We start from the raw sequence: 26,012 nt of genomic DNA, 5'->3' as shown, positions 1-26,012 counted from the left end.
TTAAACTCCTAAGCCCTTGCGCAAGCCAGTAGGCTTTGCTGAGGGCTTTATGCAATTGAGGTGTCTTGGTCGTTCGCCATGCTCCTTTACGGGTATTGGCGATTTCGAACACTTCGTGTTCTTTAAGTCCCAGGGCTCTTAGTTCACGTATACGGGTTCTGACTCGTTTCCATTGTTGCCATTTGCACATCCTTAGCCTTCTCCTGATCCATTTCGGGTTTGTCAATTGTCTTATTTTCTGTTTGAAGCGTAGAATGGACTTTGGAGCGAGTCGTATGCGGGCTTCACGTTGCGGAGTGAAGCTAAAACCAAGGAACTTTCTTCGCCTAGGGCGATCGACCGCGCTTTTCTCCTCGTTGACTTTGAGCTTTAACTTTCTCTCCAAGAACCTTTGAATACTTTGTTTCACTCGTTGTCCCGCACGTCTGCTACGGACATAGATGTTGCAATCATCGGCATAGCGACAGAAGTGTAAACCCCGTTTCTCCAATTCCTTATCCAGATCATCCAGAAGGATGTTGGCCAGTAAAGGGCTTAGCGGGCCGCCTTGCGGCGTCCCCTCTTCAGAGCGAAAAGAGACCCCATTCAGCATCATGACCGCTTGTAAATAGGCTCTGATCAGTTTCAGGACTCGTTTATCTTTGACCCTTCTCGCCACTCGGCTCATCAGAATGTCATGGTTGATGCGGTCAAAGAACTTTTCCAAGTCTATATCAACCACATGTCTATATCCTTTCCGGATATAACGCTGAGCCTGTCTGACCGCACTATGCGCCCTCCGTCCAGGCCTGAAACCAAAACTATGGTCTGAGAAGTGAGGATCGAAGATCGGTGTAAGGACTTGGAGGATGGCCTGTTGGATCAGTCGATCGACCACGGTGGGGATACCTAGCTGCCTCACACCTCCGTCAGGTTTCGGGATTTCGACCTTGAGGACAGGTGCTGGCTGGTAGGTCCCCTCCAGCAGCTTTTGTTTAATGGCTGGCCAGTGCTCCCGGAGATAATCTCGGAGGTGTTCAGTTGAAACCCCATCGATGCCGGGAGCGCCTTTGTTAGCCTCCACACGTTTGAGTGCTTTGGTTAAATTTGGCCGTGATAAGATGTTCTCCAACAAAGCCATCGAGATATTTCTCCTTTCGCGGGATGAGGTGTCAGGTCTTACCGGGCAATGCTCAGCCCTCATTCCAAGGCCCTCCGGGCTTCACCCATCCTTCCTTGGAGGAGTTCCGTCAGGAATTCTGCTTCAACGCACTGCGTCTCGAAAGAGTCTGATTCATCCCTGAATTGACGTTCGGTCCTTCCCTTTTCAGGCGTCCCTTACTCAGGTACTCGGGACTTTCACCCTATAGTCACGCACCCATGCCGGGCGTACAAAAAAATAGTAGCAGGGATGCTCCTGTTGCTATTTTTTTATTGTAGCGATTCTGCTAATAAGATCATTTCGTCCGCTGGCAAAAGCCCAAATACAGACATTTTAATTTGGTCGGCTGTTAGCCATTCCAGATGGATAATATCATTGTCGTGAATCATCATAATTGCCGTCTGTCCATTTAAAACAATATCTTTAATAGTCGAATCTTGAGTAACCCTTGTTGTCGCTGGCGTGGAGTGTTCATATAACAGACGCTGGTTCAATTGAATAATCAGCCCGGCTTCATTAACATACTCCATAAAAGCTGTTCGGTATTCCCCATCGGTGTCCTGATAGATACGGACAATATCAAGCTCGTATCCTTCGGGTGTGTAAGCGGGAACGGCTAAAAATGGAAGGCGATCTTTTGCCGCGCTTCTCCAAGCTTGTGTCCTCTGGCTGTAATCCCTCTGTGGGGGTTGTAACTACAGCTAAGGGAGGCGGTGACGTTTTAGCCTCTGCACTTTCTTCAATATGCGGCTCTGGATCATCAAAGAAAATCTCAACAATATTCTCCTGCACTTTTTTTACAAACCCTTGGAATTGAGAATAAGCTTTCGACAAATCGGTAGTCATGAAAAAACTAATCAGCAAAGACATACAGGCGACCAACGCGTCCATTTGGAGTCGCTTCATCCATCGTTTTCGCCTTTTCTTCTTATCCAGATATGCTTTATCCTCAAGCCAAGATTCCATGCCGTCTGGAATCTCCACGTCTTGGTGGACTTGCTTCAGCCATTTTTTTAATTGTTCATCGTTATGTTTGAATTCGTCACTCATCAACATCAACCCATCTTTTTGAAAAGTAGTGGTATAATTTTTTTCTTGCTCTGACCATTATTTGAGCTAGAGCTTGCTTCGTTGTACCTAGCTTCTGTGAAATTTCGTTATACGGTTTTTCCTCGATGTAATACATAAACAAGGCTTGACGATACACGGGCTTTAACTCGTTCATGGTTTCATGTAGAATCTCATTCCGAATCTGATCTTCCACTTGTTCAGCCACCGAAGGGGGTAAAAAAGGAGCCTCCATATCTATAACGACTTGAGGCTGGTGACGATATTTTTCATTTTTTTTGTATAAATCATAAGCATGATTCCGAGCTATTTTAATGATCCAAGCTTTTAAATATGTCGTGTCTTTCAGTTGTGGGGCTTTTTCGATTACCTTGTAAAACGCCTCCTGTACAACATCTGTGGTCAGTTCATGATTGCGTGTTATAAAGAAAATATCTCGATAGACTAAATCTCGAAAAGCTGTATAGACCCATTTTTGGGCGCCGTGGTCTAATTCATTGAAATTATTGCGTAAGAGATACAACCATTGTTCTTGCTCCACGTATACCCTCTCCTGTAATATATTTAAACTTCTATCTATTAAAACGTACTTTCTAGTAAAAGGTTCCCTATATTAAAATCCTAATATAGCCACGCAATGGTGTTGTGCAAAAAAATGTCGAAATTTATTTTTAAAAAAAGTGAAAAAAATCGTCATATGCAGCCCCTTTAAGTCGTTTTAGTTATAGAGAGACTTTTTCATCTAAGAGAGGAAGCCATGCTTCTTCATCCCCGGTAGGGGTTTCCACACGTAAAGTGACTCAGATTACCGAAGAGCTTTGCGGCACTCATTTTTCCAAGTCCACCGTTTCAGACCTGTGCAAAAGGCTTGATCCCCTTGTGGAAGCCTGGAATCATCGTCCACTGTCTGGCAGCTCATTTCCGTTTGTGCTGGTGGATGCGTTGACCCTCAAAGTCCGTGAGAATGGCCGGGTACGGTCCAGAGGCGTGATGATAGGAATCGGTGTCAACACGGACGGTTACCGGGAAGTCTTGGGAATCATGACCGCTGACACGGAATCGGAAGCAAGCTGGAGCGAATTTTTCAGTGGGTTAAAACAATGTGGTCTTGGTGGTGTCGATTTGATCACCTCTGATGACCATGGCGGGTTAGTCCGGGCCATTCGCCAACACTTCCAGGGAGTGACTTGGCAACGCTGCCAGACCCATTTGATGCGCAATATCCTGGATGCCACACCAAAAGCGCTAAGAGACGAAGTTCATGGCCATGTCCGACGCATTCTAGATGCAGCCGATAGCCAAACAGCCCAATGACTGCTCAACGAAACCCTGAAAGCGTTTGAAGAGAAAGCGCCTAAAGCCATGCGCATTTTGGAAAACGGGTTTGAGGATGCCACCGCCGTTTTGGCTTTCCCTGAGAAGTACAGAAAGCGTCTCCGTACCACCAACAGCGTCGAGCGGTTGAATGAAAAGATTCGCAAGCGGGAACGTAGGAGTTGGGAGTGTTTTTGCACAGAACGTCCACACAAATGATGATGACTATGCTACTCCAGAAGACATACTGATAGGGGAAGTGGTAGCAGAACACTTAATATTTGACGAAAAAGCAAATCAATTTTTATTTGTAAACGAAGATCAGCTAGCAAACGCATTGCAGGACATTTCTTCTGATGTCAGCTTAGAAGAAATTAAAAAGGATATTGAGCATGTAAATAGCGTACTTAAAAACAACCTCGAATTAATGGCACAAGGGGAACTACAATACGGTACTATGAGTTTCAGTTTATGTTCTGCGGCACTATCTGCTTTGGGTTTATTTCACGGAATTCACATGCAAGCAGCCATGATGATTCTAGGAGTAGCGACTACACCAGCTCTACTTGCTATTACAGCTGTAACTGGAGCTATTTGGGTAGGCGGAGCACTAATGTGCCCATAGTATAGGAGGTTAACTCAATTGGTTATGAACTTCTTAGATAGGTACATTATTTCGACCAATTTATTATTGTTACTAGTAATGCTTTCTCCAATCCCAACTAATTTTTATGATAGTAATGTTATTCCGTATATATTTGTGACATTCGTTATAAGTGTATCTACATTTTTCATAGAATACTTGTTCAATAAAGCTGGATATGAGAGGAAAGAGAAAGCAAAAAAGATGTATCTATTCGTTATGCCTATGAACATGATTATATATGTCGTTTTTTTACTGTTTGTGTTCGACTAAAATTTATAACCTATGCGGAGGTTAAGCGTGCCGATTTCACGAGGATAACCACTCATGAAACGGCATGCTTTTTTGATTTTTAAATTGGACGGGAACGAACTAATTTTAGCTCACTAAGTGAAGTGTCAGCAGAATATGTGACTAGAAGATTCAAGTAAAAATAGTTTAGCGAAAATAACGAATGTTTGTGAAAATTATGCCCAAATGGAGTTGTTGATTAGCCGTTTGGACACGACTTTCTTTTAGAACTTAACTCACTTTCCGGCAGAGTCGGCTAGGTGTCTCGATCAAGGCAAAATAGCCAATCCACCCCATCATATATTGATTGAGCTTCTCTATTCTTTCCTCCATTGCTATGCTCCAGTTCGGGTTTGTCAATTGTCTTATTTTCTGTTTGAAACGTTGAATGGACTTTGGGGCGAGTCGTATACAGGCTTCACATTGCGGAGTGAAACTGAAACCAAGGAACTTTCTTCGCCAAGGGCGATCGACCACACTTTTTTCCACGTTGATTTTGAGCTTTAACTTTCTCTCCAAGAACCTTTGAATGGTCTGCTTTACACGCTGTCCTGCCCCCTGTTTAGTGCAAAATGAAAGTACAGAGTTCTGCAACAAAAAAGTGCAGAGCTTCATGGCATAAAAAAAGGCTTGCCAGCTCCTAAAATACCCTCTACTGTTTAAGGTTGTGAAGAACAAAACAGTGGAGGTAATGAAAGGATGCTAGCAATGCCTGAAATTAATCATATCAAACATTTGCGTGAAAAGAAAGGGTTATCGCTTTCCGAAATTGTCCGCAGGACGGGATTTAACTGGAGAACAGTCCAGAAATATGCGGATGGAGACATTTCGGTCAGACAAAAAATAAAGAGAAAACGGGGAATGATGGAGGAAGAAGGATACGGTCAAATCATTGATGACTGGCTGGAGGAGGACGCCAAACTGCCAAGAAAACAACGGCGGACAAGCAAGAAGATGTACGAACAATTAAAGCAGGAACATGGCTTTAAGGGGTAGACCGGCTAGTAGAAGGGATGAAATCTGAACAGCAACGGATAGAAGCAGCCCTTATGCTAGGAGCAACTCCTCAACTGGCCACCGATCCCATTGTTAAACATGCGTTTCATTCGGCCATTCTGCCCACCATTAATTCAATGGTAGGCATGGGCATCGTCTTTTTGCCCGGGATGATGACGGGGCAAATTCTAGCCGGTGCTTCCCCGCTCACAGCTGTCCAATATCAAATTGCCATCATGCTGGGGGTGACCGGCAGCGTGGCGTTAACTGTGATCCTATTTGTTCAAATGGGATATAAAACGTTTTTTAATGCGCGTGTCCAACTGCTCCATCAGGACAGCGAAAGTTGACGGATCGTAAAGCTCAATCCCCCCTTGTCTTCCTCTTCCGGTAGAGCCGGGTGGTGAGCATATAACCTGGAAGTCCCAGCACTGCGACAATGATCAGATAAGGGATGAGCGTAACCAGTAATACAAATCCCCGCTGAGCCAGCCTCCCAATGTTATGCACCGATTGCTTTAATCCTGCCCAGGCTTCGTGCCAAACGGATTTGTTATCTTGTGCGCCCAGATATTCCTTTTCCTCTACTTGCCTTATATCCAGCGTGACCCGTACAGTGGATGTAACACGGTCTAGGTACTGTTGCCGGCCCTGGATGGTTTCAATTTGTTCCCTGATCCGTGACAACTCCTTCTCCAGTTTTAACATATCCTCGATTGTTTCAGCCTGATCATATAAGCTTAACAAACGTTCTTCATGCTTGGTCAGGTTGCGCAAGCGGGATTCATTATCCACATATTCCACGGTCACATCCTGCCCATGAACCGAACGGCGAAGCACATTGCCGTAGGTTTCTATCTCTTGCAATAAAGAAACCGCTTGCCCCACCGGCAACCGCAAAATCACATGAGCATGATATTCTGCCTGGCGATGAGGCGTCTCCACCTCCCATTGTTCGACACTTTCAATATATGCCCCGGATATCCTGTTGACAAGTTTTTCGACTCGCTCCAGTGTCTGGTCCAAATCTTGCACATCCAGATGGAGATACTGCTCACGGATAATTTTACGCTCTGGGTCTCCATCCATACTTCCCGCCTCTGCTTCTGCCGCCTCTTCTTCCCTGATGGCTGATGAGCGCTCAATGGCCGTATCGGCGCTCTCTGCTTGGCCCTCATGGGTGATCCATTTTGCATCGCCGGCCTCACCCGCCATATCCCCGGATGAAGCAGAACAACCGCTGATCATGACCAGTAAAGCCATCACCAATGAACAATACCAGGTATGCATTCTTTTTTTAACCAAAATAGTTTCCCCCTTATTGATCACATGCCATTTATCTGCATAGACGGGTAAAGGACATCAAATGTTGCACAGAATGGAAAGAAAGAGTTCCAGCTCTATCACTTCCCACCGTTTAAAAAAGAAACGGCCCTCTCTTAAAGCTTGAGGCCGTCAGACTTCTTTTTGAGCAACGGATAATAGCCTGCTTTATCCAATTCTTCCGCAATCACTTCATATCCCTTGGCGTTGGGGTGCAGGCGGTCAATCCACAACACTTGGCCTTCCCTACCTTTAAAGGCCTTATAGACTGGGATCACCTTGACAGTCGGCTGCTCTTCAAACCGTTTTAACTCCTGATTAAATTTTTTTATCCATTTTTCTGCCACTTTCAAGTGCGGGTACGGATTGTAGATCTCAAGTAACCGGATGATATAACCCTGTTTCTGATCTTTTTTCAAGGTACTGATCATGGTCATAATATGGGACATGTTTCTTCTAAATTCTTTGAGAGCTTGCTGCAAGACTGTTTCATGACAGGTTTTTAAAAAAGGCTTTGAGGCCTTGCGCAAGTCATTGCCACCGACACTGAGAGTGATAAGATGCGCGCGTTGAAGGTCGTGTTGTAGTTGGGCATTTGACATGATGTGCCGAATATCCGTTGATGTCGTCCCGTTTTTGGCATAACTTTTGAGCTGAATATTCCGTTTCAAAGCATGTTCAGCCTTTTTCTTATACTGCTGAACAAAACCGGGCTTAAAGAGCGTGCCGATGCCCACTGTTAATGAGTCCCCCAAGGCCACATACAAGAGAGGGTGACGCTGGTCTTCTCTCACTTGAGATGCCCCTGTCTCCTTTCTGCTTTTTTCGGGTGGACTATGATTGTTATATTCAACAAACTGACAGATTGACTCATAAAATGGTGAAGATGGGAGCAGGGACATCTCTGCAGCAAAACAACGCACCCTTAGGCCGGCCGATACTTATCAGCTGCACACGTTCGCTATGACCTTCGCTCTTCCTCTGAAGTCTGAATCGCCCTTGCTTTTGGCAGCCGCCACTTATAAAAAACTGAAACCATACGCAAGACCACAACGATCACAAATAAAAAATAGGTAGTCCAAGGCGGAATAACCCACCCCATCCCAACAATAAAGCCGGCCAGGGCCGCCCACAGGGCATAAATTTCGTCTCTGAACACCAGCGGCTTCCGCCCAACCAAGACATCACGGATAATGCCTCCCCCTGTTCCGGTTAACGTGGCGGCCACAATGACAGCGGCCAAGGAATGCCCGGCCTGGCTGGCCAGCATGGCCCCCTGTATCGCAAAAGCCGACAAGCCAATCGCGTCAAAAAAATGACCCCACCGGTTCCAAGGTTTGATGATCAGTTGAGGAAGCAGGATAAACAAACTGACAACTACAAAAACAAGGATAAACAATCCCTGCTGTTCCCACAACAATGAAACGGGAAGACCAAGCAACACATTGCGTACCGCTCCCCCGCCGAACGCCGTGACAAAGCTGAGCACATACACACCCAAAAGATCATACTCTTCACGCATGGCCACAATCGCTCCACTGATCGCAAAAGCCATGGTTCCGATCACGTTAAGCACTTCCCAAGTCAAGTTGACCACTCTCTTTCACCAAACTTAGATCATCACAACAGGATCTCCTTCGACAACAACCCCTGTCTTAACAACTGTTGCATAAACGCCAAACCTGTTTTGTCTGTGGCGAACCACTGTTTTTAAAAAGGAAGGATCCCTGGTCCCATCTGCCGGGTTAATGGTGATAATCATGCAGCGTTCACAGTGCCGTTGGACCTCAAGCTCAACCTGTTCTCCAATTTTGAGGCGCCGCCCAATCCACGTATCTTCAATAAACGGAACAAAGTCAATAAGTTGGATCAAAAAGTTAGGACGGAAACGGCGAACATCAACCTCTCGCCCCCATAGCTCACTTAATCTCGTTAGGGAAGCGTCAGTGACCAGTTGAATATGCTCTTCCTCAATAGCTCCTAAAGGAACATGGCCAGGCCTATAGTTTACTGGTGACACCTTTCTCTGTGACCTCTGCTCTAACTCTTGGATAAGTTGTTGATCTCCCCATATCAATGTCTTCCCTTCCGGCGTTTTGACTTGTACTTGTGGATATTCCTCCAATGACTCCCTGCCAGAGAACTTGGCTTGGTAACAGACCATTTCCGGCCATTGCGTAAGGGTCAGGAATTTCCCTGGCCGGTTTTCATCCATTAAACCATGGCTCCTGTCTCCGTATAAACCATAGGGCATCACGTTTGTTTTTTTGATTTGTTCTCCGGAAAACGATTTGACTGGATAGCGGAGGATCGACTTAATATGGCCAATAAGCATGGGCTCCCCTCCTGTTAAGAACGTTCATCTTCTCTGAAACATTTGCATAAATTCTAGCATAAAAAGAAGAATGCCGGGTAACCACACGACCGACATTCTTTATTTCGGCACGGCAAATTATTCCGCTGATTAATTTTTTAGCGTAGCTGCAAGAGGTGATTGACACGGTCTGCTTCCCCCTCTTCCACAAAACCTCCAGCGATTCGCCGGAGGTTTTGATTTATCCCGTAATATCCCGTTTGTTGTAGCCGATAAATCCACTGGCGATCAACACCAGTGCGATCACGGTCAGCATGATAACCGGGGTAAATGCCATCTCTTCTATAGGCAGCTGCGGAATGTGACTGAAAGGTGTTACATTCACCATCCAATCCGGAAATTGGAACAGCCCGCCCAAGTAGACAACGACAAAGGAGTAAATCAAATACAGCCAAGTGAAACCGGAAAACTGCGGTGCTACCCCTATGAACAGAACGGCCATGCCAATCATCACCCACATCGCCGGCAAATAAACCCATGCCGCTTGCATAAACGTCCCAAACGGGATGCTGTCCATGGCTGCCGTTGCCGCAACCCCCATTCCCGCCGCTGCGAGGGACAGCATGAGCAGTCCGCCGGCAAAGGCAATGATGAAGTAGCTCCCCAGCAGCCGTGTGCGCGACACCGCCCTTGCTAACACTTGCTCTGTCCTGTTGTTTTTCTCTTCCCCTTTCAATTTAAACACGAACATCAGTGCTGGAATGGTACAGAATATTGATATCACCGACATCAGCTTGGCTACAAATTGTTCCGTTAAGGGCATGCCTTCGACCGGGTTCAAAAACTCTTGCATTAATTCATTATCTGCAAAAAATGCTTCCGTATCCCCCAATACGGAACCATACGACGCACCTAATATAAATAAACCAATTCCCCAGGCCACCATCCCTGTGCGCTGAATCCTTAACGCCAAACCCAAAGGCGTTTGCAAAAATGGCGAAGCATGTTTTCGTCCGGGTTTCGAGGGCAGAAATCCCGCTTCCAAATCACGTCTGGCATTTAAATAAAAGGCCAGAATGGCAAATACGAGCGCTGTGCCAAGCATTAACAAGATGGGCCACCAGACATTATTGACATAGACCTCGGTGGCATGAACCCAGCCAAACGGTGATAACCAGGACAGTGTCTCGTTGCTCACATCACCAATGGCCCGGAGCATATAGGCCAAACCGAGCGCAGCAAACGACAGGCCCAGCGTGCCGCGCGAACTTTCAGACAGCTGGGCAAAAAAGGCGGTCACAGCTGCAAAGAAAATGCCAATGGCACCTAAGGTCGCACCGTATAATAATGAACCCTTCAGATCCATGCTGTCTATATTCAACAGATATAAACCAAAGCCATGCATCAAGGCCAACAGCACATTAACCCCGCATATAACTAAAATTGCGGCTGCCAAATGAGACAGACGTCCCGTCGGCAGTGACCGAATCAATTCAATACGGCCTTGTTCTTCGTCCGCACGCGTATGGCGCGTGACGAGTAAAATATTCATAATCCCCACGATCACAGCAGTAAACACCAACATTTGGTGCGCCATCATGGCCCCTAATGTATAATGGTCTAAGCCATATCCAGGGCCGACCATGGCGGTCATGGCCGGATTAATCATCACTTCAGCAAGCGCTTGGCGTTCTGCTTGGGTAGGATATAAATGAGTAAATGCTGTTGCAGTGGCCACTGTCACTGTCGTTAAAGCGAGCAGCCATACTGGGATACGAATCCGGTCCCGCCGGATGATAAACCGAGACAGCTTCCCCGTATTGGCATATAAGTGTTTGGACATCAGGACGCACCTCCCACTCCTGTCCGTTCAGCATGCACCTCTCCTTCGTAATAGCGCATAAATAAATCTTCCAGCGTCGGTGGTGCACTTTCTAATCTGATCACGCCAAACTGGCTCACATATTTGATGACATTGTCCAATTCCTCAGTATCGACTTGGAACCTGACTGTCGGGCCTTCCACCACAATATCATGGACACCTTTTAACTCACCCAGCGACTGCATGGGCTGCTTCGTCTCCACAAGCAAATGGGTGCGCGTCAAGTGGCGGAGTTCGCTTAACGCACCTGACTCAATGATTTTTCCTTTGCGGATAATGCCCACCTTATCACATAATTTTTCAACCTCGGACAAAATGTGACTGGACAAGAGCACACTTTTGCCCTCTCTTTTCACCTCCAGGACACATTCCTGAAACACTCTTTCCATCAGCGGATCCAGACCCGATGTGGGCTCATCCAAAATATACAAGTCTGCATCCGCTGCAAAGGCCGCAACCAAAGCCACTTTCTGCCGGTTCCCTTTCGAGTACGTATGACATTTCTTGGATGGATCCAAGTTGAATTTTTCAATGAGCTCCTCCCGGCGGCTCTTGTTATTCGTTCCCCTTAACTTGACAAATAAATCGATCACCTCGCCCCCTGTCAGATTGGGCCACAGATTGACGTCCCCCGGTACATAGGCCACGCGCTTATGAATATCAACCGCATCTTGCCAAACATCTTGGCCAAAAATTTTCGCTTCTCCCCCATCTGCTTTGAGCAATCCCAGCAGTATGCGGATCGTTGTCGATTTTCCCGCTCCGTTGGGCCCGATAAAGCCGTATATTTCCCCTTCATTCACTTCCAAGTCCACACCATCCAAGGCAGTAATATGACCAAACCTCTTTGTTAAGCGACGGGCTTCTAAGATGGCCATAGTCAACCCTCCCGTTATTTGTAAAAACTGGTCTTCAATACATCCAGATATTCATAAAATTCATCCCAGTAAGGCTTGAAGTCAATGGACGAAAGCTTCTGGCCTTTCAGACGGTTAAGCAGATCTTTCTCGTATCCTTCCATAGCCCAACGAATAAAATGAACCCCTTTACACGGTTAGCAGTTGATCTTTCCGTTCCGTGTAAAGGGGAGTGAAGTTTACGAACTAAGCAACCTAACAAAGGGCGGCATTTTTTTTGATTTGTTTGCTTCGTAACTGTCCACAGGCAGCATCAATGTCTGTGCCATGCTCCCGACGGATACCACAGTTGATCCCTTTCGCTTTTAGCGTCTCATAAAACGCTTGCACTGCTTGTGGCGTACTTCTCTGATATTGCTGATGTTCAGCGACAGGGTTATATGGAATTAAATTCACGTAGACCAGATGCCGCATGTCACCGATGAGATCTGCCAGTTGCAGGGCTTCTTGCTCATGATCATTTACATCTTTTAGAAGGATATACTCAAAGGTAATCCTGCGGTTCGTTTTGGCCACATAATACTGGCAAGCACGCATAAGCTCTTTCAGGGGATAAGCTCTATTGATTTTCATGATCTGGGTGCGCAGTTCGTCATTAGGGGCATGCAGCGATATCGCTAAGTTGACTTGTAAATTGGCATCGGCAAATTGATAAATCTTAGGCACAATACCACTGGTGGATACCGTGATACGCCTGGCGCCGATGGCCAATCCGTCTTGGTCATTAATGATGCGCAAAAAATCCATCAAGTGATCATAATTATCAAAGGGTTCACCAATGCCCATTACCACTACGTGACTGACTCTGTTACCCTGTTCATATTGATCAAGATACTGCTGAACCTTGATAATCTGTTCCACGATTTCACCGCTTGACAAATCCCGGCTTTTCTTTAATAAACCACTAGCGCAAAAAGTGCAGCCGATATTACAACCGACTTGCGTTGTTACACATACCGACAAACCATAATGATGTCTCATTAACACGGTTTCAATCATGTGACCGTCCGGTAATTTAAATAGAAATTTAATCGTTCCATCTGCCGATTGCTGCTTGATTTGTTCGCTTAATGACTGGATGACAAAATGCTCCTGTAATAATTGAAGGCAATCTTTATTGACATTCCTCATTTCAGAGAAGTCTTTAACCCTCTTCTTATACAACCAATCCCACACTTGTTTGGCCCGAAAACTTTTTTGTCCGCGTTCCACCAGCCAAGCTGTTAATTGTTCCAGTGTCAGTCCATAGATGGAATGTTTCATGCAATCCCCTCTTTTCCAAGCCTGCATTTAGAATCTCACTTAATGATAAAACGAATTCTCCATGCATGCAATGTGAGGAAATTAATGCTGATCTTTGTTACAATGAAAACGGATAGAGCCGCTCATGGCGCTTAAAGGTTGGCTTGTCTGGGTTGATGAAACTTACCGCGGCAACAGAAGCACCACTCTGTCATTCTTTCTGCAGGAGGTAAAACCATGCCTATTCACCTGTCTGATCACTTTCCCCTGAGCATCGAAGATATTGAATACGCTTATCCACCACAAATCTTTCAAAGAGGGGTGCGCTATTTCCAATCGGGACGGGTCAAATCACTCATCCGCACCGGTCCTGCTTCATGGGTGGCCAAGGTGCAGGGGCAACACGAGAGGTATGAGGTCCATGTGGAGCGGGAAACAGAGCAGGCCTTTCAAGTTTTTTGCCACTGTCCAGCCAATGAAAATTGGGGGGTGTGCAAACATCAGGTTGCGGTCCTTTTGGCTCTGGGCAGCGAATGGTCAACGTATCAGGATCAGTGGCAGAGTCGCATGTCACCAACCCATCATCTGGCTCAGCGGTTGGTGCACACTTTCCGTGAGCTTGCCCACACCCAAGCGGATGGGCCAAAAAGGACACCAGAACAAGCGGGCAATCACTCAGTGCGCGTTTCTGACCGCCAGACACTGAAGCTCACCTACCTGCTACATGGCATTGTGCGGACTTATGCAGATAATGAACTGTCAGCACTGATGCTGGAATTGAAAGCCGGTGTGGAGCGGGAGTACGTCGTCAAAGACATCGCTTCGTTTTTAAACCATCTTGAGCAACAACCTTATCCGTTTACTCCCCGTTTCACATATGATCCGGCGGAGCACAGACTGGAAGAATCTGACCGTCACATTGTGCAGCTCATCCAAAAACATCTTGCTGAATACCGTTTTGTCAGTGAGGAACAACTGATCGTTAAAGATAAACGTTACCTGTTACTTACACCCGGACTCGCTGGTGAGCTGTTGCCGCTGTTGTCCGAACGTCATTCGCTTGTTGCCTGCCGCTCACCTTTTGGGTCCAACCACGTGGATGCGCGCATGATACACCTATTGAAATTTCAACAAGAACAGCCCTTACCGTTAACCGTCAGAGTGACGCATCATCCTGCAACGACAGAACAGGCTTCCTATGCCTTGGATTTGAACGAATGGCGCCAGTGGTATAATGTTCCGGATTACGGTCTGGTGTTAAAAGAAGGCACCTTCTATCCTGTTGCTGAACAAGACCGGAGCAGGATCAGACAGCTGTTTCAAACCGTGCGCCATCTCCAATCTCTTACAGGACAGTTGCAAGAGGAACTCTATCTGCCTTTGGGCCCCGATTTGGTGGGACAAGTGTTGCAAGAGGTTGTTAACCCGCTGGACGGCGTGGTCAAAGTGGAGGTGGACAAAGCCATTTCCCGGCATCTGGTGCGGCAGCCCGTCCAGACCGTGATTGATATTTTTCAGCACAAGCCGGACGGGCCGGTGGGTGTCAATGTGTTTCATCATTACGGCCCTTACATTTTTCCTTTGTATGACGACCAGCCCTACATGTTAGATAACGAAGGATTAAAACCGGTGACAGAAGAGGTGATTGTCATCCGTGACCAAGAACATGAACAACGGGTGATGGACCTGCTGGAAAATGCCCCGCTGACCGTCACAACAGATGGATTGGCCGTTGAGCCAGGTGAAGAGGCTTTGTATCAGCTGATGTTTGACACTTTGCCCCAACTGGAGGCGGTGGCGGACATTTATCTGGACGAGACCTTGGAACGGATGAGACGCGAGGCACAGCTGGATGCACGCCTGGAAGTGGATGTGCCTGAAACAAACGACTGGCTGGAGATCAACTTTCACTTGGAGGGACTGGATGAAGCGCGCATTGCCGCTATTGTGCGCGGATTGAAAGAGAAACGACGCTTTGTCCGTTTTGCCAACGGCACGGTGATGCCTTTGAATCAAGAGGCGTTACAAGTGGCTAGCCAAGTCAGCGACGCCCTGTCCCTTGAATTGAATCAGCTGTTAAAAGAAAAAGTCCGGCTGCCCCTCTTCCGGGCCTGGCAGATCGACCAGCTGCTCCGGGGGCATCGCCAAATGGCCCACTACAGCCGCGCGTTTCGCCAACTCCTGGCCCATCTGCGCCAGCCGGAAACTCAGCATTTTGATTTGCCCAGCGGCCTAAAAACCCGTCTCCGCGAGTACCAGGAAGAGGGCTTCGCTTGGTTTAAAACCCTTTCCCGCTATGGACTGGGCGGGATCTTGGCCGATGAAATGGGCCTGGGTAAAACCGTGCAAGCCATCGCTTACCTGCTGTCGGAGTGGGAAGAAGGCCTGCTCGACGCACCAGCCTTGATCGTCGCTCCCACCTCATTAATCTATAACTGGCGCTATGAACTGGAGCGGTTTGCTCCACAGCTTGCAGTGACGGTTCTTGACGGCACACCGTCGGAGAGAGCCCAGAAGATGAAACGCAGTGGACAGGCCCAGGTGTGGATCACGTCCTATCCCCTGTTGCGCCAGGACCAGGCGCTTTATGCCGAAACAAACTTTAGTGTGCTGATTCTTGATGAAGCGCAGCAGATCAAAAATTACCAGTCTAAAACATTTGCCGCGGTGCTCAGCCTTACTGCCAGCCGCCGCTTCGCCCTGACCGGCACACCCATCGAAAACCGGCTGGACGAACTGTGGGCCATTCTTCAGGCGGTATTGCCCGGCTTGTTCCCCAAGCGGCAAAGGTTTGTCAAGCTTAGTACGCAACAAGTGCGTCAAGTGATCCAACCGTTTATTTTACGCCGCCTGAAACAGGATGTATTAACAGAGTTGCCTGCCCGCATCGAACATGTGCAGTTTTCGGAGCTGACCCGGGAGCAGAAGGCGCTCTATCTCCATTATTTGGAGCAAACCAAAGCAGAGACCCGGGAAGCACTGGCCACAGAAGGATTGGCGAAAGGCCGCATCAAAATTTTGGCTGCACTCACCCGTCTGCGCCAAATCTGCTGCCATCCATCCCTTTTTGTGGACAACTATCGCGGCAGCTCAGGAAAGCTGGAGCAGCTCGTCAGCCTGGTGAGAGAAACTGTCAGCGCTGGGCGGCGCCCGGTCCTCTTTTCCCAGTTTACTTCCATGCTGGCCCTGATCCAAGCGGCATTGGCGAAGGAAGGGTTGGCCACTTTCTACCTGGATGGCCAAACAGCAGCGCATGAGCGGGTCAAAATGGTTGAAGCCTTTAATCAAGGGGAGAGAGATCTGTTTTTGATCTCTTTAAAAGCCGGGGGAACCGGACTGAATTTAACAGGGGCCGATACAGTGATTCTCTATGATCTGTGGTGGAACCCGGCCGTGGACGAGCAGGCTATTGGGCGGGCCCACCGCTTAGGCCAGAAAAAAGTGGTCCAAGTGATACGCTTGTTGGCCCAGGGCACCATTGAGGAAAAAATTTATGCTTTACAACAGAAAAAGAAAGCCCTGATCGATGATGTGCTTACCCATGATGAGGCGTTACTGGGGGCGCTGAGTGAAGAAGAACTGAGAGAGATTTTGGATTTGAAGTGAGCCGGCTCACTGCTTGTTAAAACTTATACACAATCGATTCGGCTATCGGTCGATAGCCGATTTTCATGTAAATACTATTTGATGTTGGATTGGCCAAATCCGTATATAACGTACAGAAATGATAGCCACTATTGAGCAGGTGCTGACTTAATGCGGCAACACACGCTGTGGCGTATCCATGATTCCGGTATTCTGGAGGTGTATAGACTGCATTGATCACAATGCCATTTTTCGTTGGCCGGGTTGAATTGGCCATGGAAACCGGCACGTGATCCTCCCAGATGTATAGGCTTTGTTTACAAATACACCGTTCCGCAAAATCCCGTGCCTCCTTCGAAGACACCGGCTCAAGCGCTTCCGCCGAAAATGCCTGTATCCATTTCGTGACCTGTTCAATATCCTCACTCGTAGCAGCACGACATTTGCCAGGACAGTTAATGACATCATTCACTTCCTCTAAGCGGTAAATTCTCTGCTTCATGGCTACGGTTACCGTCTGTTGACTTTTTTCTTTCCAATGGTTGATGAACGCATCAGCAATGCTACGCACTCCGATGACACCAGGTATCGAGAGATCATGTTCGAGCAGATATGATACCGCAACTGACATGGCCTCATCCAAATCATTTTCCAAACTGGACAACACAAGATAGCTCGTTGATTTAACCATGACCAGCTTGATTTGTCCCGCATCCTCAACTGTGGCCATGAAAAAATGAGTGGCATCATCATACTGACCGTTCGGATCAGCCAAATGGTTGATGATACCCAAGGCGAGATTATGAATATCTTCCTTTTGCAATAAATATGATTCAACGCGTTGCCGAAAAACTTCAGGTTGCTGATACGTATAAACTTCCATATTAAACGGCCTCCAGTTAAAATCTTAATTATCGTGTGCAGCAGTAACCTCATGCAGTGAATGTTTATATTGATTTAGAATAGCCGGTTGAGCGGGGCTTAAATCCTTGACCGGTGTAAAAGCGGTGGGCAGGTTCTCTTTCTTCTCGGTTTCCGCTATTCAAAACAATGGCACGTGCTTCTTTTTTCTTCGCCCATTGTTCGACTGCCGACAACAATTTTTTACCAATGCCTAACCCCCGATGAGTTGAGCGTACAACCATGGCCACAATGCGTACGTAATCGTCATTGCTTTCGTAGCGATGAGCAAAGACCGCACCGATCATCCCGACGACCTGATCATCAACTTCTGCCACAAGCGTATAGTAGTCAGGGTGAGCATAGATTTTTTTAAACCTCTCTGTCATCTCTTCGCTGGAAGTAGGGTATCCGAGCTCACTCATTAGTTGACCGAGGGCAACGACATCCTGTAAAGTAGCCGGTCTAATGATTAGATTCATATAACACCTCCGACTGTGTTTTCGATGAATGACACATACAGCGTAAACTTAAACACAGGGGCTACATATGACATCCATCACATTGAAAAAACAATGCATCATCATCTTTTTTGTCAGATGCGGTTGCTCATGTATGAGCAGTGTTTGGTATTATTCGATGTGAACAGTGATTCGATTATTGACGTAGACCATTCGTCCCTCGTACATTTCTTCATTTGTTCCAGGCACTTGAAAAGGATTACCGGCTAAGAGAATGATAAGGTTACTCGGGTTTTCAGGTTGTGTTAATTCTAAATCGAGGGGATAATGAGCTACACCCGTGTTTTCTGCTTTCAAATAAGTTTGTGTGATCATTTCCGTATCTTGGAGGACCATTAAGGCGAATGTTTGACCCGGTTGATAGACAGGAAAATGTAGCCACAAATTGTCCAACTGTTCTGGTTCCGTGATCGCTGTGATAAGCTTTTCCCCGTCAAAAGCGGTCAAGGGTTCTTCAGATAGGAAAATCATATGGAGGGGTTCTGCTTCTTCTACTTGCACCATTTCATAAGATATATGGCTCGATACATCCGTTTCTGTTTTTTGGCCAACGTGTAATCGTGCTAAGCGGGTTAAAGTTGTTTCACCAGGTGGTATGAATTCATCTGATTCAACATACCGATCTGGTTTCCTGTTGAGTACAATTAGCAATTCATGTACACCCTCGCTTAAACCAGGAACTTCTATGGGTACATCAACCGTTGTATTTCCAGGGACCTCCACATCAATATAGGTATGTTTTTCACCGTTATAAATGACCGGATAAGGTTCATAATTAAGGAAGAAATGGAGCCGATAAGGTTGTTTATCGGGGTGAAAATTTTCGACCAAGAGAGCATCAGGTTTAAACCGATCTTCCATAATTTCTAATGTAAAACGCCAATCATCAATATACCGCTCATCCCCAAGTGAAATACCAAAGCCTAGCATATGTGGTGTTTCCTGACTAACCGATTGATGGGCCGTAGATTGGCATCCCTGTATAACGATAACAACTGCCAACAATAGAACATATTTAGCTAATCTCATCGGTTTCCCTCCATTCTCTTTGTCGCTGGATCGGTAAAAGCTACACTGAATAATTCCGATAAAACTCCACCTGCCAATGGTATTGAACTTACACTTCCCTTAGCAATTGCATAACCCAATTCTTTAATTTTATCTTTCATCAATAACACGCCCCAAAAACATAATTTGTTATTACAATACCAAAATTTTCGGTATCGTCAAGAATTTTGTGTAAGCCCGTAGGGCACCTCTGGAATCGTGACTATATTTAGACCTTCATCATCCTTAAAACGAAACTGCCAAATCAGTCACCGATAAGCGGCCATGGCCTCGGCTTTCGTCCTGTGAACCGTGCCAAACGGATGCTCAGGCGGAGCATAAATGGAATATAGCTTCAAGGGAACATGCCCTATATTGGTCACATTATGCCACGTCCCAGCTGGAATCATGATCGCGTCATCTTCGGACACTCTTCTTTCAAAATCCAGACGGTCTTTTTGTTCCCCCATCTGCACAAGACCCTGTCCTTGTTCAATACGAATAAACTGGTCCACATTCGGATGAACTTCCAGTCCGATATCTCCCCCTACCTCAATGCTCATCAACGTCACTTGCAAATGTTTTCCTGTCCATAATGCTGTCCGATAATTCGGATTCCGTTTGGCGGCTTGCTTGATATTGACCACGAACGGTTGACCACCGTAATCCTTTAATTCAACGAGAGGGTTCTCGTCGTTCCTTGTATATTGGATAATACCGCCAGCATACGGTTGCCAGTACCGCCAGTCTTGTTGAGGGGGCCAATAAGCGGGAATGGGATAACGCCACTGCATCCTGTCATACGAGTAAGAGTAGTAAGAATTCAAAGGTTCACCCTCCTTTGAAGTGGGATCAACACAATCTGCGATTATTTTATGCGATGGCCCACTATAGGGTGAAAAGTAGCATATAGATCAGGTATCCCAGCCATGCCGCTCCGATGCCGAGAAGGTACGTCATCCCCATGTACAGAAGGCTTGTCTTCCCTTCGCCCCGCCGAAACAGATTCACGCTCTCCAGTTTGAACGTGGAAAACGTCGTAAACGCCCCCATGAATCCCGTTCCCAGAAAAAATGCTATCTGTTCATTTAATCCACTGCTTGCGATCCATCCGAGCAAAAAGGAACCGATCAGATTCACCAACAGCGTTCCAAGAGGCAACCTGGTCGGCCAACGGGCGGAAACAAATGCAACCATCGCGTAACGAGTCATCGCTCCCAAAAAGCCGCCCGCCGCTATCCAACCGATCTCAGCCATGTCGAACCCTCTCCCTTCTCCTGTCGGCAACCGCCGTTCCCATCCAAACCAGACACAATCCGCCGATCATACTTATCCCTACATACGCAATCCCGCTCCCCCATAGTCCCTGACGGAACAATTGGACGGTTTCCACACTGAACGTCGAAAACGTGGTAAAGGAGCCGATCAAACCCGTGCTGATGCTGGTGCGAACACGAGGTGAAAGGCGGTTTTTGTCCATGACCCATTGGAAAAACCATCCCAGGGCGAAACAACCGACCAGATTGACCGCCAACGTGCCAACGGGAAACGAGGTTTGCGGAACCAATTGTTGAACCCACAATCCTAAAACATACCGAAGCAAAGTGCCGATGATCCCCGCAATTCCGACCAAAAAATATGACATGCTGATTCCTCCCGAAATGCTGGATAAAAAAACAGACCCCTACCCATACACTCGTATCGGTAGGAGTCATCAGCCGTCAGGCGGTTATGGCGAACTCCATCGCCTATTTCGCGTTGACACTATCATATTCCCTATTTCATCGAAAATCAATCCCAACAGCCTGTATTCTGGTATCTATTCTCCCGTGTCGCGAAACCGCTTGATTCGTTCTGCAATCTCGTCCCGCACGCGGCGGAATACCGCCAGTTTTTCTTCCTCCGTCCCCGTTGCCTTGGCAGGATCGTCAAAGCCCCAATGCCAGCGGGTCACGTGCGGGGGTGTCATCGGGCATCGTTCGTTGGCATCGCCACAAAGCGTAATCACATAATCCGCTTTGTTTAACAGCTCGGAATCGATCACATCGGATGTCTGATTGGAGATGTCGATGCCCACCTCCCGCATGACCCGAACGGCATACGGATTGAGACCGTGAGCTTCTATTCCTGCACTGTACACGTCAAAACGGTCACCAAGATATTTTTTCCCGAACCCTTCCGCCATTTGACTGCGGCAGGAATTGCCTGTGCAAAGGAAATAGAGGATCGGTTTCTCCGCCATTTCGTCAGCCTCCTTGCGTGGAAAAAAATTTGCGTTGGAAATAGAGCGACAGCTTCACCAAAGCCAGCATTACGGGCACTTCCACCAGTGGGCCGATGACCGCCACAAAAGCCGCTCCCGAATGAATGCCGAACACCCCGACTGCCACTGCAATTGCCAGTTCAAAATTGTTGCTGGCGGCGGTAAAGGAAAGCGTCGTGCAGACGGGGTAGCCTGCTCCCGCTTTTTTGCTGAGCAGAAACGACACCACAAACATGACGACAAAGTAGATGAGAAGCGGGATCGCGACCCTGAGCACATCCATGGGCAACTCAAGGATGACCTCCCCTTTGAGGGAGAACATGACCACGATGGTGAACAGCAGGGCGACCAAGGTGAGCGGGCTGATCTTCGGAATGAACACCCGCTCGTACCATGCTTTCCCCTTTGTTTTCACCAGTGCATATCGGGTGATCATCCCCGCAAGGAAGGGAATGCCCAGGTAGATAAACACGCTTTTGGCGACCTCGGCCATCGTGATCTCGATGACCATGCTTTCCAATCCGAGCCACTGCGGCAAAATCGTGACGAACACGAACGCGTAGAACGAATAAAACAAAACCTGAAAGATGGAATTGAACGCCACCAAGCCCGCCGCGTACTCAGTGTCCCCTTTGGAAAGATCGTTCCAGACGATGACCATGGCGATGCAACGGGCAAGACCGATCAGAATCAAGCCGACCATGTACTCGGGATAGCCCCGCAAGAAAATGATTGCCAACACGAACATGAGGAGCGGCCCGATGACCCAGTTCTGCACCAGGGACAAGCCCAGCACTTTCACGTTGCGGAACACATGGCCCAGTTCCTCGTATCGCACTTTCGCCAGCGGCGGGTACATCATCAGGATCAAACCGATGGCAATGGGAATGGAGGTGGTGCCGACCTGTAAAGCATTCAAGTTGTCCACCATGTTGGGAAACAAATAACCGCAACCGATGCCAACGGCCATGGCCAGAAAAATCCACACCGTTAAATACCGATCCAGAAACGACAACCTTTTGATGTTTTGACTGCCCATGTGATACACTCCTTCTTATTCACAGCAAACATTAACCAATAGTCCCTGTTTTTCTAGCTCTTTCAATTCATCCGACATGTCGGGCAACTGCCTCAACGCCAATCCAACCTGTTCAAGAACTTCACGGTTCAGAGAGTAAAACACCCATTGCCCTTTGCGGCTCTCCTTGACTAACCCCGCCGTTTTCAATCGGCTTAAATGTTTGGAAACCGCTGGCTGGGAGATCTTGAACACAGGAACGAATTCGCATACGCAACAATCCCGATGCTGGAGTATTGCGAGCATTTTCAAACGGGTGGGATCGGCCAACGCTTTCAGCATCTCCGCCAATTTTTCGATGTCCACATCCTTTCACCTTCCTTCATAATAAATTTACCATATAACTATATGGTTATGCAAAATAAACTTGTTTGGAAATGCGAATTGTTCCCTTCGGATCAAGACCGCGGACCCCACAACATGACGGAAACTCCCGCCAGGCAAATCACCGCTCCGATCCAGTCGTAGAGATCGGGCGTTTTCCTGTCCACGAACCATCCCCAGAAGACCGCCAAAATAATAAAGACCCCGCCGTAGGCGGCATATACTCGGCCAAAGTTCGGGAAGCTTTGCAGGGTGGGAATGATCCCGTACAGCACAAGGATTATCCCTCCCAGCACGCCGACCCATATCGGTTTGGATTCCCTCAGCCATAGCCAAACCAGATACCCGCCACCGATTTCCGCCAATCCTGCCGCCAAAAACAAAACAATCGCCTTTGCCATCACTTCTCACCCTTACGTCGGAACAACCGATCCATGTTCAACAGGTCAGTTCTCGTTCACCTGTCGAACAAACTCCGCCACGTTCCCCATGCAACAAGCCCCCTGGGGGTTATTCACTTCACAACCGCAACGCCCCGCCTGAACATGGTTCTTGATTTCCTGAAGCGGCTCAACGGCGTGTCGCAAGGCTTCCATGATTCGTTCCCTCGTCCAGTCAAAACAGTAACAAACGGGGACATCCATGCCCGAATCCTTTTGAAAGACGGGAACTTTCAAGTCTCCCGCGGCGAAGGTCAACGAACCGTCCAACGCAAAATAGACCGTCACACAGGACGGGATAGGGCAAAAGGCGTAATCACGGTCAGGTTCAAGCGTCGCCAAAGCCGCAGGTTTTAGCAAAGACTTGAGCGTCACCAGCGGCACATGTCTTCCGTTTTGCCCGCAGTTCGGGCAACTCGTTTTCATCGTTCCCTCTCGCTTCGTCTGAGTACAACAGTCCATAAAAATTGCACCTCTCATACTCATGCCTTCGAGTCATAAACCCATGTTTTCTATCTTCTTACAGTGGTACTAATTTGACTGTCCATTCAATAATTCTATAAGTTTATCTTCCTCTTGTTTAATAATGGACTTAACATCATCCATTTTAATCCCTGTTTTTGTCTTGCGATTTGTTAATCGAATATACTCATGAAGTATCTTTTCCCCATTTTTTCTACCAAACCACTTATACAAAAAATTTTCGTCCGCTGAGTGAGTCTCTATAAATATTCGTTTCAAAGCTTTGTCAAATGTCGAAAATAAGAACACTTGCTGATGCAACATATCGTCCCAATACAACGTGCTCCATTCTGACAAGTAAGTCAGATCCCACGCTTGGTTCCTACATTCCTTTAGAATATCTTTCTTTTTTGTAAATCGAATGGCCTTTATGCTGTTTGTAAATAACATACAGGCATAGATTGTTGTATATTGAGAAAACAAAAGATTTGAGCTTGTCCATTGTAAATATTCAATCATCTTCTCTTCTGGTTCCATATCATTTCGATTTAGCAAATAACTGATATGGAGCATCTCGGCGTAATGAAAATAAAAGTGATCCAAGTCCCAATTTAGTTCAAGGACATCATTAATTTCTAACTTCATTGGTTCAATAGCTATTTCTTTACCCATCCCCAAATTTAACCATACATTTGGATGGTAGTAATTAAATATTTTTTGAAACATTTTTAACTCAGTACCAGCCGCTAACCTGTTATTGGTTGAATTCAAATATTCTGTTAATGCCACACCTGAAGTTACACTAATATTGTTAAAGATGCTCCAGAACATTAAACACCCAATGAGTCTGGTTACATGTGGATTCGGAAGTTCTCCTTTTTTGCATAGTTGTAATAATGAAGAACAAATATTTCTATCGATGAGTAGAACAAAGTCACGGAATCCATAATTTTGGAAATTTGGAATTCCTGTCGGGGATATCCGTGGATGAAATATTACTTTTTCTTTCATAAGAACTTCAGTAATTGATTTAATATCCCGCTCATACACAATGCATGTGAGCATTAAATCCACCCACCACTGTTTTGACCACTTTATTGTCACTTTCTTACACGATATTGTATCATATGCCAGGTAATTGCTACTGAAAGGCGAAAAGATAATTTAATGCTCTCCGAACGTCCTTTCCCCCTGCCCCCTCTAAACAATAAAACCGAACTGAACGAGATGATTCCATTTTAATTTCCCTACTATGTCAAGAGAAAATAATTCATGTCCATCCCACTTAAGCCCTACCAAAGCCTCCAATCCCTTGCCGCACAAGGGTTTTCGGGATTTGAGGAACCAGTTGGTGCAAAATGGGAGGAAAATAAAAAGTGTCCGCCAAATTGGAAGAAATTAGGGGATTAGGGGGAAGGGATGAGGGAAATGGAACGTTGGGAAATGTCCAGGGAAATATTTGGAGGGGATAGGGAGCAGGGGTAAGGAGAGAGGAAAAAGGGATGGGTATATTGGGATAAAACCTGATCCCTCAACCCTTTCCTCCCTATACCCTGTCCCCCTATCAACAGAAAACCCAGCATGGATCCAGGCAAAACCCTGGTCACGCTAGGCTTCATGGACATGATTTATTATCCTTGGACAGATTTTATTTTCCCAGGACGGGATTTATTTTTGGATGATAAATTAGATCCTGAGTTCGACAANAAAAATGACCTAAAGCTAATCGTTGCAATTCGTCCCGAACCTTTCGCCAGGATTCCCCGGTATCGACTTCCACGATTCGAACCAGCAAAAGTGCCAGCCAACTGAGCAGAATATGAGCGCGAATGCGATCCTCCAATCGGTGGTACATCGGGCGCAATTCCAACGTCGATTTCAATGTTCGAAAAGCGTCCTCGACTTCTATCAGTTGTTTGTAACCCAGGGCCACATCTTCCGGGGACAAGGTATCATCGGAAGTTCGAATCAAGTATTTCCCGTCATACTTTTCCGCATCCCGGATCGCCTGTTTGTTGATGCGAAGCGTTCCGTCTTTTAACTGGCGAAGATATTTTCCGTAGGAAGGATGGGACCGCAGGCGGCAGGCCGCTTTGCTATGGGCCTCATGCGGTAACTGTTTAAGCCCATCCAGTTCCGTCTGCAGTTTTTCCAGTAGTTTTTTGCGTTCCTCGCGTTGGTGCTGGGCTTCTTTGGGGTTGTAAACCAAAACATACCTCTTGCGGGCTTCCCCATCGCCGACAATAATTTCTTTGACATGC

General features: G+C 46.9%; 26 protein-coding genes, 5 pseudogenes and 1 riboswitch. Of the genes and pseudogenes, 5 read left to right on the top strand and 26 right to left on the bottom strand.

Annotated features, from left to right (window positions below):
* The 4 genes from ltrA to IEW48_RS13445 all read right to left on the bottom strand — a co-directional run.
* The coding region (ltrA, locus tag IEW48_RS13460; RefSeq protein ID WP_188624193.1) for a group II intron reverse transcriptase/maturase at positions 1–1,120 on the bottom strand (1,120 nt) is incomplete at its 3' end.
* Positions 1,121–1,410: 290 nt separating this feature from the next.
* Entirely contained in the window at positions 1,411–1,710 is a 300-nt protein-coding gene (locus tag IEW48_RS13455; RefSeq protein WP_229704054.1) for a DUF4367 domain-containing protein, read from the bottom strand.
* Positions 1,711–1,720: 10 nt separating this feature from the next.
* Positions 1,721–2,191: a hypothetical protein gene (locus IEW48_RS13450; protein ID WP_188624192.1), complete on the bottom strand. Its 471-nt coding sequence runs from the start codon at positions 2,189–2,191 to the stop codon at positions 1,721–1,723.
* The gene (locus tag IEW48_RS13445; protein ID WP_188624191.1) at positions 2,184–2,750 is read right to left on the bottom strand and encodes an RNA polymerase sigma factor; all 567 of its coding nucleotides are present in this window, start codon (positions 2,748–2,750) and stop codon (positions 2,184–2,186) included. The genes IEW48_RS13450 and IEW48_RS13445 overlap by 8 nt, the downstream gene beginning before the upstream one ends.
* A gap of 236 nt (positions 2,751–2,986) precedes the next feature.
* On the opposite strand from IEW48_RS13445, the pseudogene IEW48_RS13440 reads away from it, so the two are divergent.
* A pseudogene (locus IEW48_RS13440) lies at positions 2,987–3,700 on the top strand (IS256 family transposase); the annotation flags it as partial.
* The gene (locus IEW48_RS13435) at positions 3,675–4,148 is read left to right on the top strand and encodes a hypothetical protein (RefSeq protein WP_188624197.1); all 474 of its coding nucleotides are present in this window, start codon (positions 3,675–3,677) and stop codon (positions 4,146–4,148) included. The pseudogene IEW48_RS13440 and the gene IEW48_RS13435, both read left to right, overlap by 26 nt.
* Positions 4,149–4,709: 561 nt before the next feature.
* Here IEW48_RS13435 and IEW48_RS17470 read toward each other — a convergent pair.
* Positions 4,710–5,012, bottom strand: a pseudogene (locus IEW48_RS17470) (group II intron maturase-specific domain-containing protein); the annotation flags it as partial.
* A gap of 144 nt (positions 5,013–5,156) precedes the next feature.
* On the opposite strand from IEW48_RS17470, the pseudogene IEW48_RS13425 reads away from it, so the two are divergent.
* Positions 5,157–5,450: pseudogene (locus tag IEW48_RS13425) on the top strand (IS21 family transposase); the annotation flags it as partial.
* Positions 5,447–5,803: pseudogene (locus tag IEW48_RS13420) on the top strand (ABC transporter permease); the annotation flags it as partial. The pseudogenes IEW48_RS13425 and IEW48_RS13420, both read left to right, overlap by 4 nt.
* A 13-nt stretch (positions 5,804–5,816) precedes the next feature.
* Here the strand turns inward: IEW48_RS13420 and IEW48_RS13415 are convergent.
* From IEW48_RS13415 to rlmN, 7 genes are all read right to left on the bottom strand, one after another.
* Positions 5,817–6,758 (bottom strand): DUF4349 domain-containing protein, encoded by a 942-nt coding sequence (locus IEW48_RS13415; protein WP_188624189.1) that lies wholly within the window; start codon positions 6,756–6,758, stop codon positions 5,817–5,819.
* A gap of 134 nt (positions 6,759–6,892) precedes the next feature.
* On the bottom strand, positions 6,893–7,570 hold the full coding sequence (locus IEW48_RS13410; RefSeq protein ID WP_188624188.1) for a GDSL-type esterase/lipase family protein: 678 nt from the start codon (positions 7,568–7,570) through the stop codon (positions 6,893–6,895).
* Between the two features lie 167 nt (positions 7,571–7,737).
* Positions 7,738–8,364 carry a trimeric intracellular cation channel family protein gene (locus tag IEW48_RS13405; RefSeq protein WP_188624187.1) on the bottom strand — a complete coding sequence of 209 codons (627 nt, stop codon included), beginning with the start codon at positions 8,362–8,364 and terminating at the stop codon, positions 7,738–7,740.
* A gap of 24 nt (positions 8,365–8,388) precedes the next feature.
* Positions 8,389–9,111, bottom strand: coding sequence for an MOSC domain-containing protein (locus IEW48_RS13400; RefSeq protein WP_188624186.1), 723 nt, complete (start codon positions 9,109–9,111; stop codon positions 8,389–8,391).
* A 220-nt stretch (positions 9,112–9,331) separates the two neighbouring features.
* Positions 9,332–10,933 carry an ABC transporter permease gene (locus IEW48_RS13395; protein WP_188624185.1) on the bottom strand — a complete coding sequence of 534 codons (1,602 nt, stop codon included), beginning with the start codon at positions 10,931–10,933 and terminating at the stop codon, positions 9,332–9,334.
* The gene (locus tag IEW48_RS13390) at positions 10,933–11,850 is read right to left on the bottom strand and encodes an ABC transporter ATP-binding protein (RefSeq protein WP_188624184.1); all 918 of its coding nucleotides are present in this window, start codon (positions 11,848–11,850) and stop codon (positions 10,933–10,935) included. The genes IEW48_RS13395 and IEW48_RS13390 overlap by 1 nt, the downstream gene beginning before the upstream one ends.
* 234 nt (positions 11,851–12,084) lie before the next feature.
* Positions 12,085–13,152 (bottom strand): dual-specificity RNA methyltransferase RlmN, encoded by a 1,068-nt coding sequence (gene rlmN / locus IEW48_RS13385; protein WP_188624183.1) that lies wholly within the window; start codon positions 13,150–13,152, stop codon positions 12,085–12,087.
* 216 nt (positions 13,153–13,368) lie between these two features.
* On the opposite strand from rlmN, the gene IEW48_RS13380 reads away from it, so the two are divergent.
* On the top strand, positions 13,369–16,737 hold the full coding sequence (locus IEW48_RS13380; protein ID WP_188624182.1) for a DEAD/DEAH box helicase: 3,369 nt from the start codon (positions 13,369–13,371) through the stop codon (positions 16,735–16,737).
* A 16-nt stretch (positions 16,738–16,753) separates the two neighbouring features.
* Here the strand turns inward: IEW48_RS13380 and IEW48_RS13375 are convergent, their stop codons facing one another.
* From IEW48_RS13375 to IEW48_RS13310, 14 genes and pseudogenes are all read right to left on the bottom strand, one after another.
* Positions 16,754–17,599, bottom strand: coding sequence for a GNAT family N-acetyltransferase (locus tag IEW48_RS13375; RefSeq protein ID WP_188624181.1), 846 nt, complete (start codon positions 17,597–17,599; stop codon positions 16,754–16,756).
* Between the two features lie 64 nt (positions 17,600–17,663).
* Positions 17,664–18,098 (bottom strand): GNAT family N-acetyltransferase, encoded by a 435-nt coding sequence (locus tag IEW48_RS13370; protein ID WP_229704051.1) that lies wholly within the window; start codon positions 18,096–18,098, stop codon positions 17,664–17,666.
* A 150-nt stretch (positions 18,099–18,248) separates the two neighbouring features.
* Positions 18,249–19,166 (bottom strand): hypothetical protein, encoded by a 918-nt coding sequence (locus IEW48_RS13365; RefSeq protein WP_188624180.1) that lies wholly within the window; start codon positions 19,164–19,166, stop codon positions 18,249–18,251.
* Complete coding sequence (locus tag IEW48_RS13360; protein WP_188624179.1) at positions 19,163–19,306, bottom strand: hypothetical protein; 144 nt, start codon at positions 19,304–19,306, stop codon at positions 19,163–19,165. The genes IEW48_RS13365 and IEW48_RS13360 overlap by 4 nt, the downstream gene beginning before the upstream one ends.
* 147 nt (positions 19,307–19,453) lie before the next feature.
* Positions 19,454–20,011 carry a cupin domain-containing protein gene (locus tag IEW48_RS13355; RefSeq protein WP_188624178.1) on the bottom strand — a complete coding sequence of 186 codons (558 nt, stop codon included), beginning with the start codon at positions 20,009–20,011 and terminating at the stop codon, positions 19,454–19,456.
* A gap of 61 nt (positions 20,012–20,072) precedes the next feature.
* Entirely contained in the window at positions 20,073–20,441 is a 369-nt protein-coding gene (crcB, locus tag IEW48_RS13350; protein WP_188624177.1) for a fluoride efflux transporter CrcB, read from the bottom strand.
* Positions 20,434–20,829: a fluoride efflux transporter CrcB gene (gene crcB, locus IEW48_RS13345; protein WP_042683993.1), complete on the bottom strand. Its 396-nt coding sequence runs from the start codon at positions 20,827–20,829 to the stop codon at positions 20,434–20,436. Before crcB (IEW48_RS13345) ends, crcB (IEW48_RS13350) begins: the two co-directional genes overlap by 8 nt.
* A 53-nt stretch (positions 20,830–20,882) precedes the next feature.
* Positions 20,883–20,942, bottom strand: a riboswitch (Fluoride riboswitch).
* 61 nt (positions 20,943–21,003) lie between these two features.
* A complete protein-coding gene (arsC, locus tag IEW48_RS13340; protein WP_188624176.1) occupies positions 21,004–21,426 on the bottom strand; it encodes an arsenate reductase (thioredoxin) in 423 nt (140 codons plus the stop codon).
* 4 nt (positions 21,427–21,430) lie between these two features.
* On the bottom strand, positions 21,431–22,471 hold the full coding sequence (gene arsB / locus IEW48_RS13335) for an ACR3 family arsenite efflux transporter (protein WP_188624194.1): 1,041 nt from the start codon (positions 22,469–22,471) through the stop codon (positions 21,431–21,433).
* Positions 22,472–22,501: 30 nt separating this feature from the next.
* On the bottom strand, positions 22,502–22,831 hold the full coding sequence (locus IEW48_RS13330) for an ArsR/SmtB family transcription factor (RefSeq protein ID WP_027725300.1): 330 nt from the start codon (positions 22,829–22,831) through the stop codon (positions 22,502–22,504).
* Positions 22,832–22,923: 92 nt separating this feature from the next.
* Positions 22,924–23,250: a YnfA family protein gene (locus IEW48_RS13325; protein WP_188624175.1), complete on the bottom strand. Its 327-nt coding sequence runs from the start codon at positions 23,248–23,250 to the stop codon at positions 22,924–22,926.
* Between the two features lie 45 nt (positions 23,251–23,295).
* The gene (locus IEW48_RS13320) at positions 23,296–23,751 is read right to left on the bottom strand and encodes a putative iron-sulfur cluster-binding metallochaperone (protein WP_188624174.1); all 456 of its coding nucleotides are present in this window, start codon (positions 23,749–23,751) and stop codon (positions 23,296–23,298) included.
* A 69-nt stretch (positions 23,752–23,820) separates the two neighbouring features.
* Entirely contained in the window at positions 23,821–24,816 is a 996-nt protein-coding gene (locus IEW48_RS13315) for a hypothetical protein (protein ID WP_188624173.1), read from the bottom strand.
* 622 nt (positions 24,817–25,438) lie between these two features.
* A pseudogene (locus tag IEW48_RS13310) lies at positions 25,439–26,012 on the bottom strand (IS1634 family transposase); the annotation flags it as partial.

Source organism: Caldalkalibacillus thermarum, assembly GCF_014644735.1.
Lineage (GTDB): Bacteria > Bacillota > Bacilli > Caldalkalibacillales > Caldalkalibacillaceae > Caldalkalibacillus > Caldalkalibacillus thermarum.
This window is presented reverse-complemented; position numbering and strand designations above follow the sequence as displayed.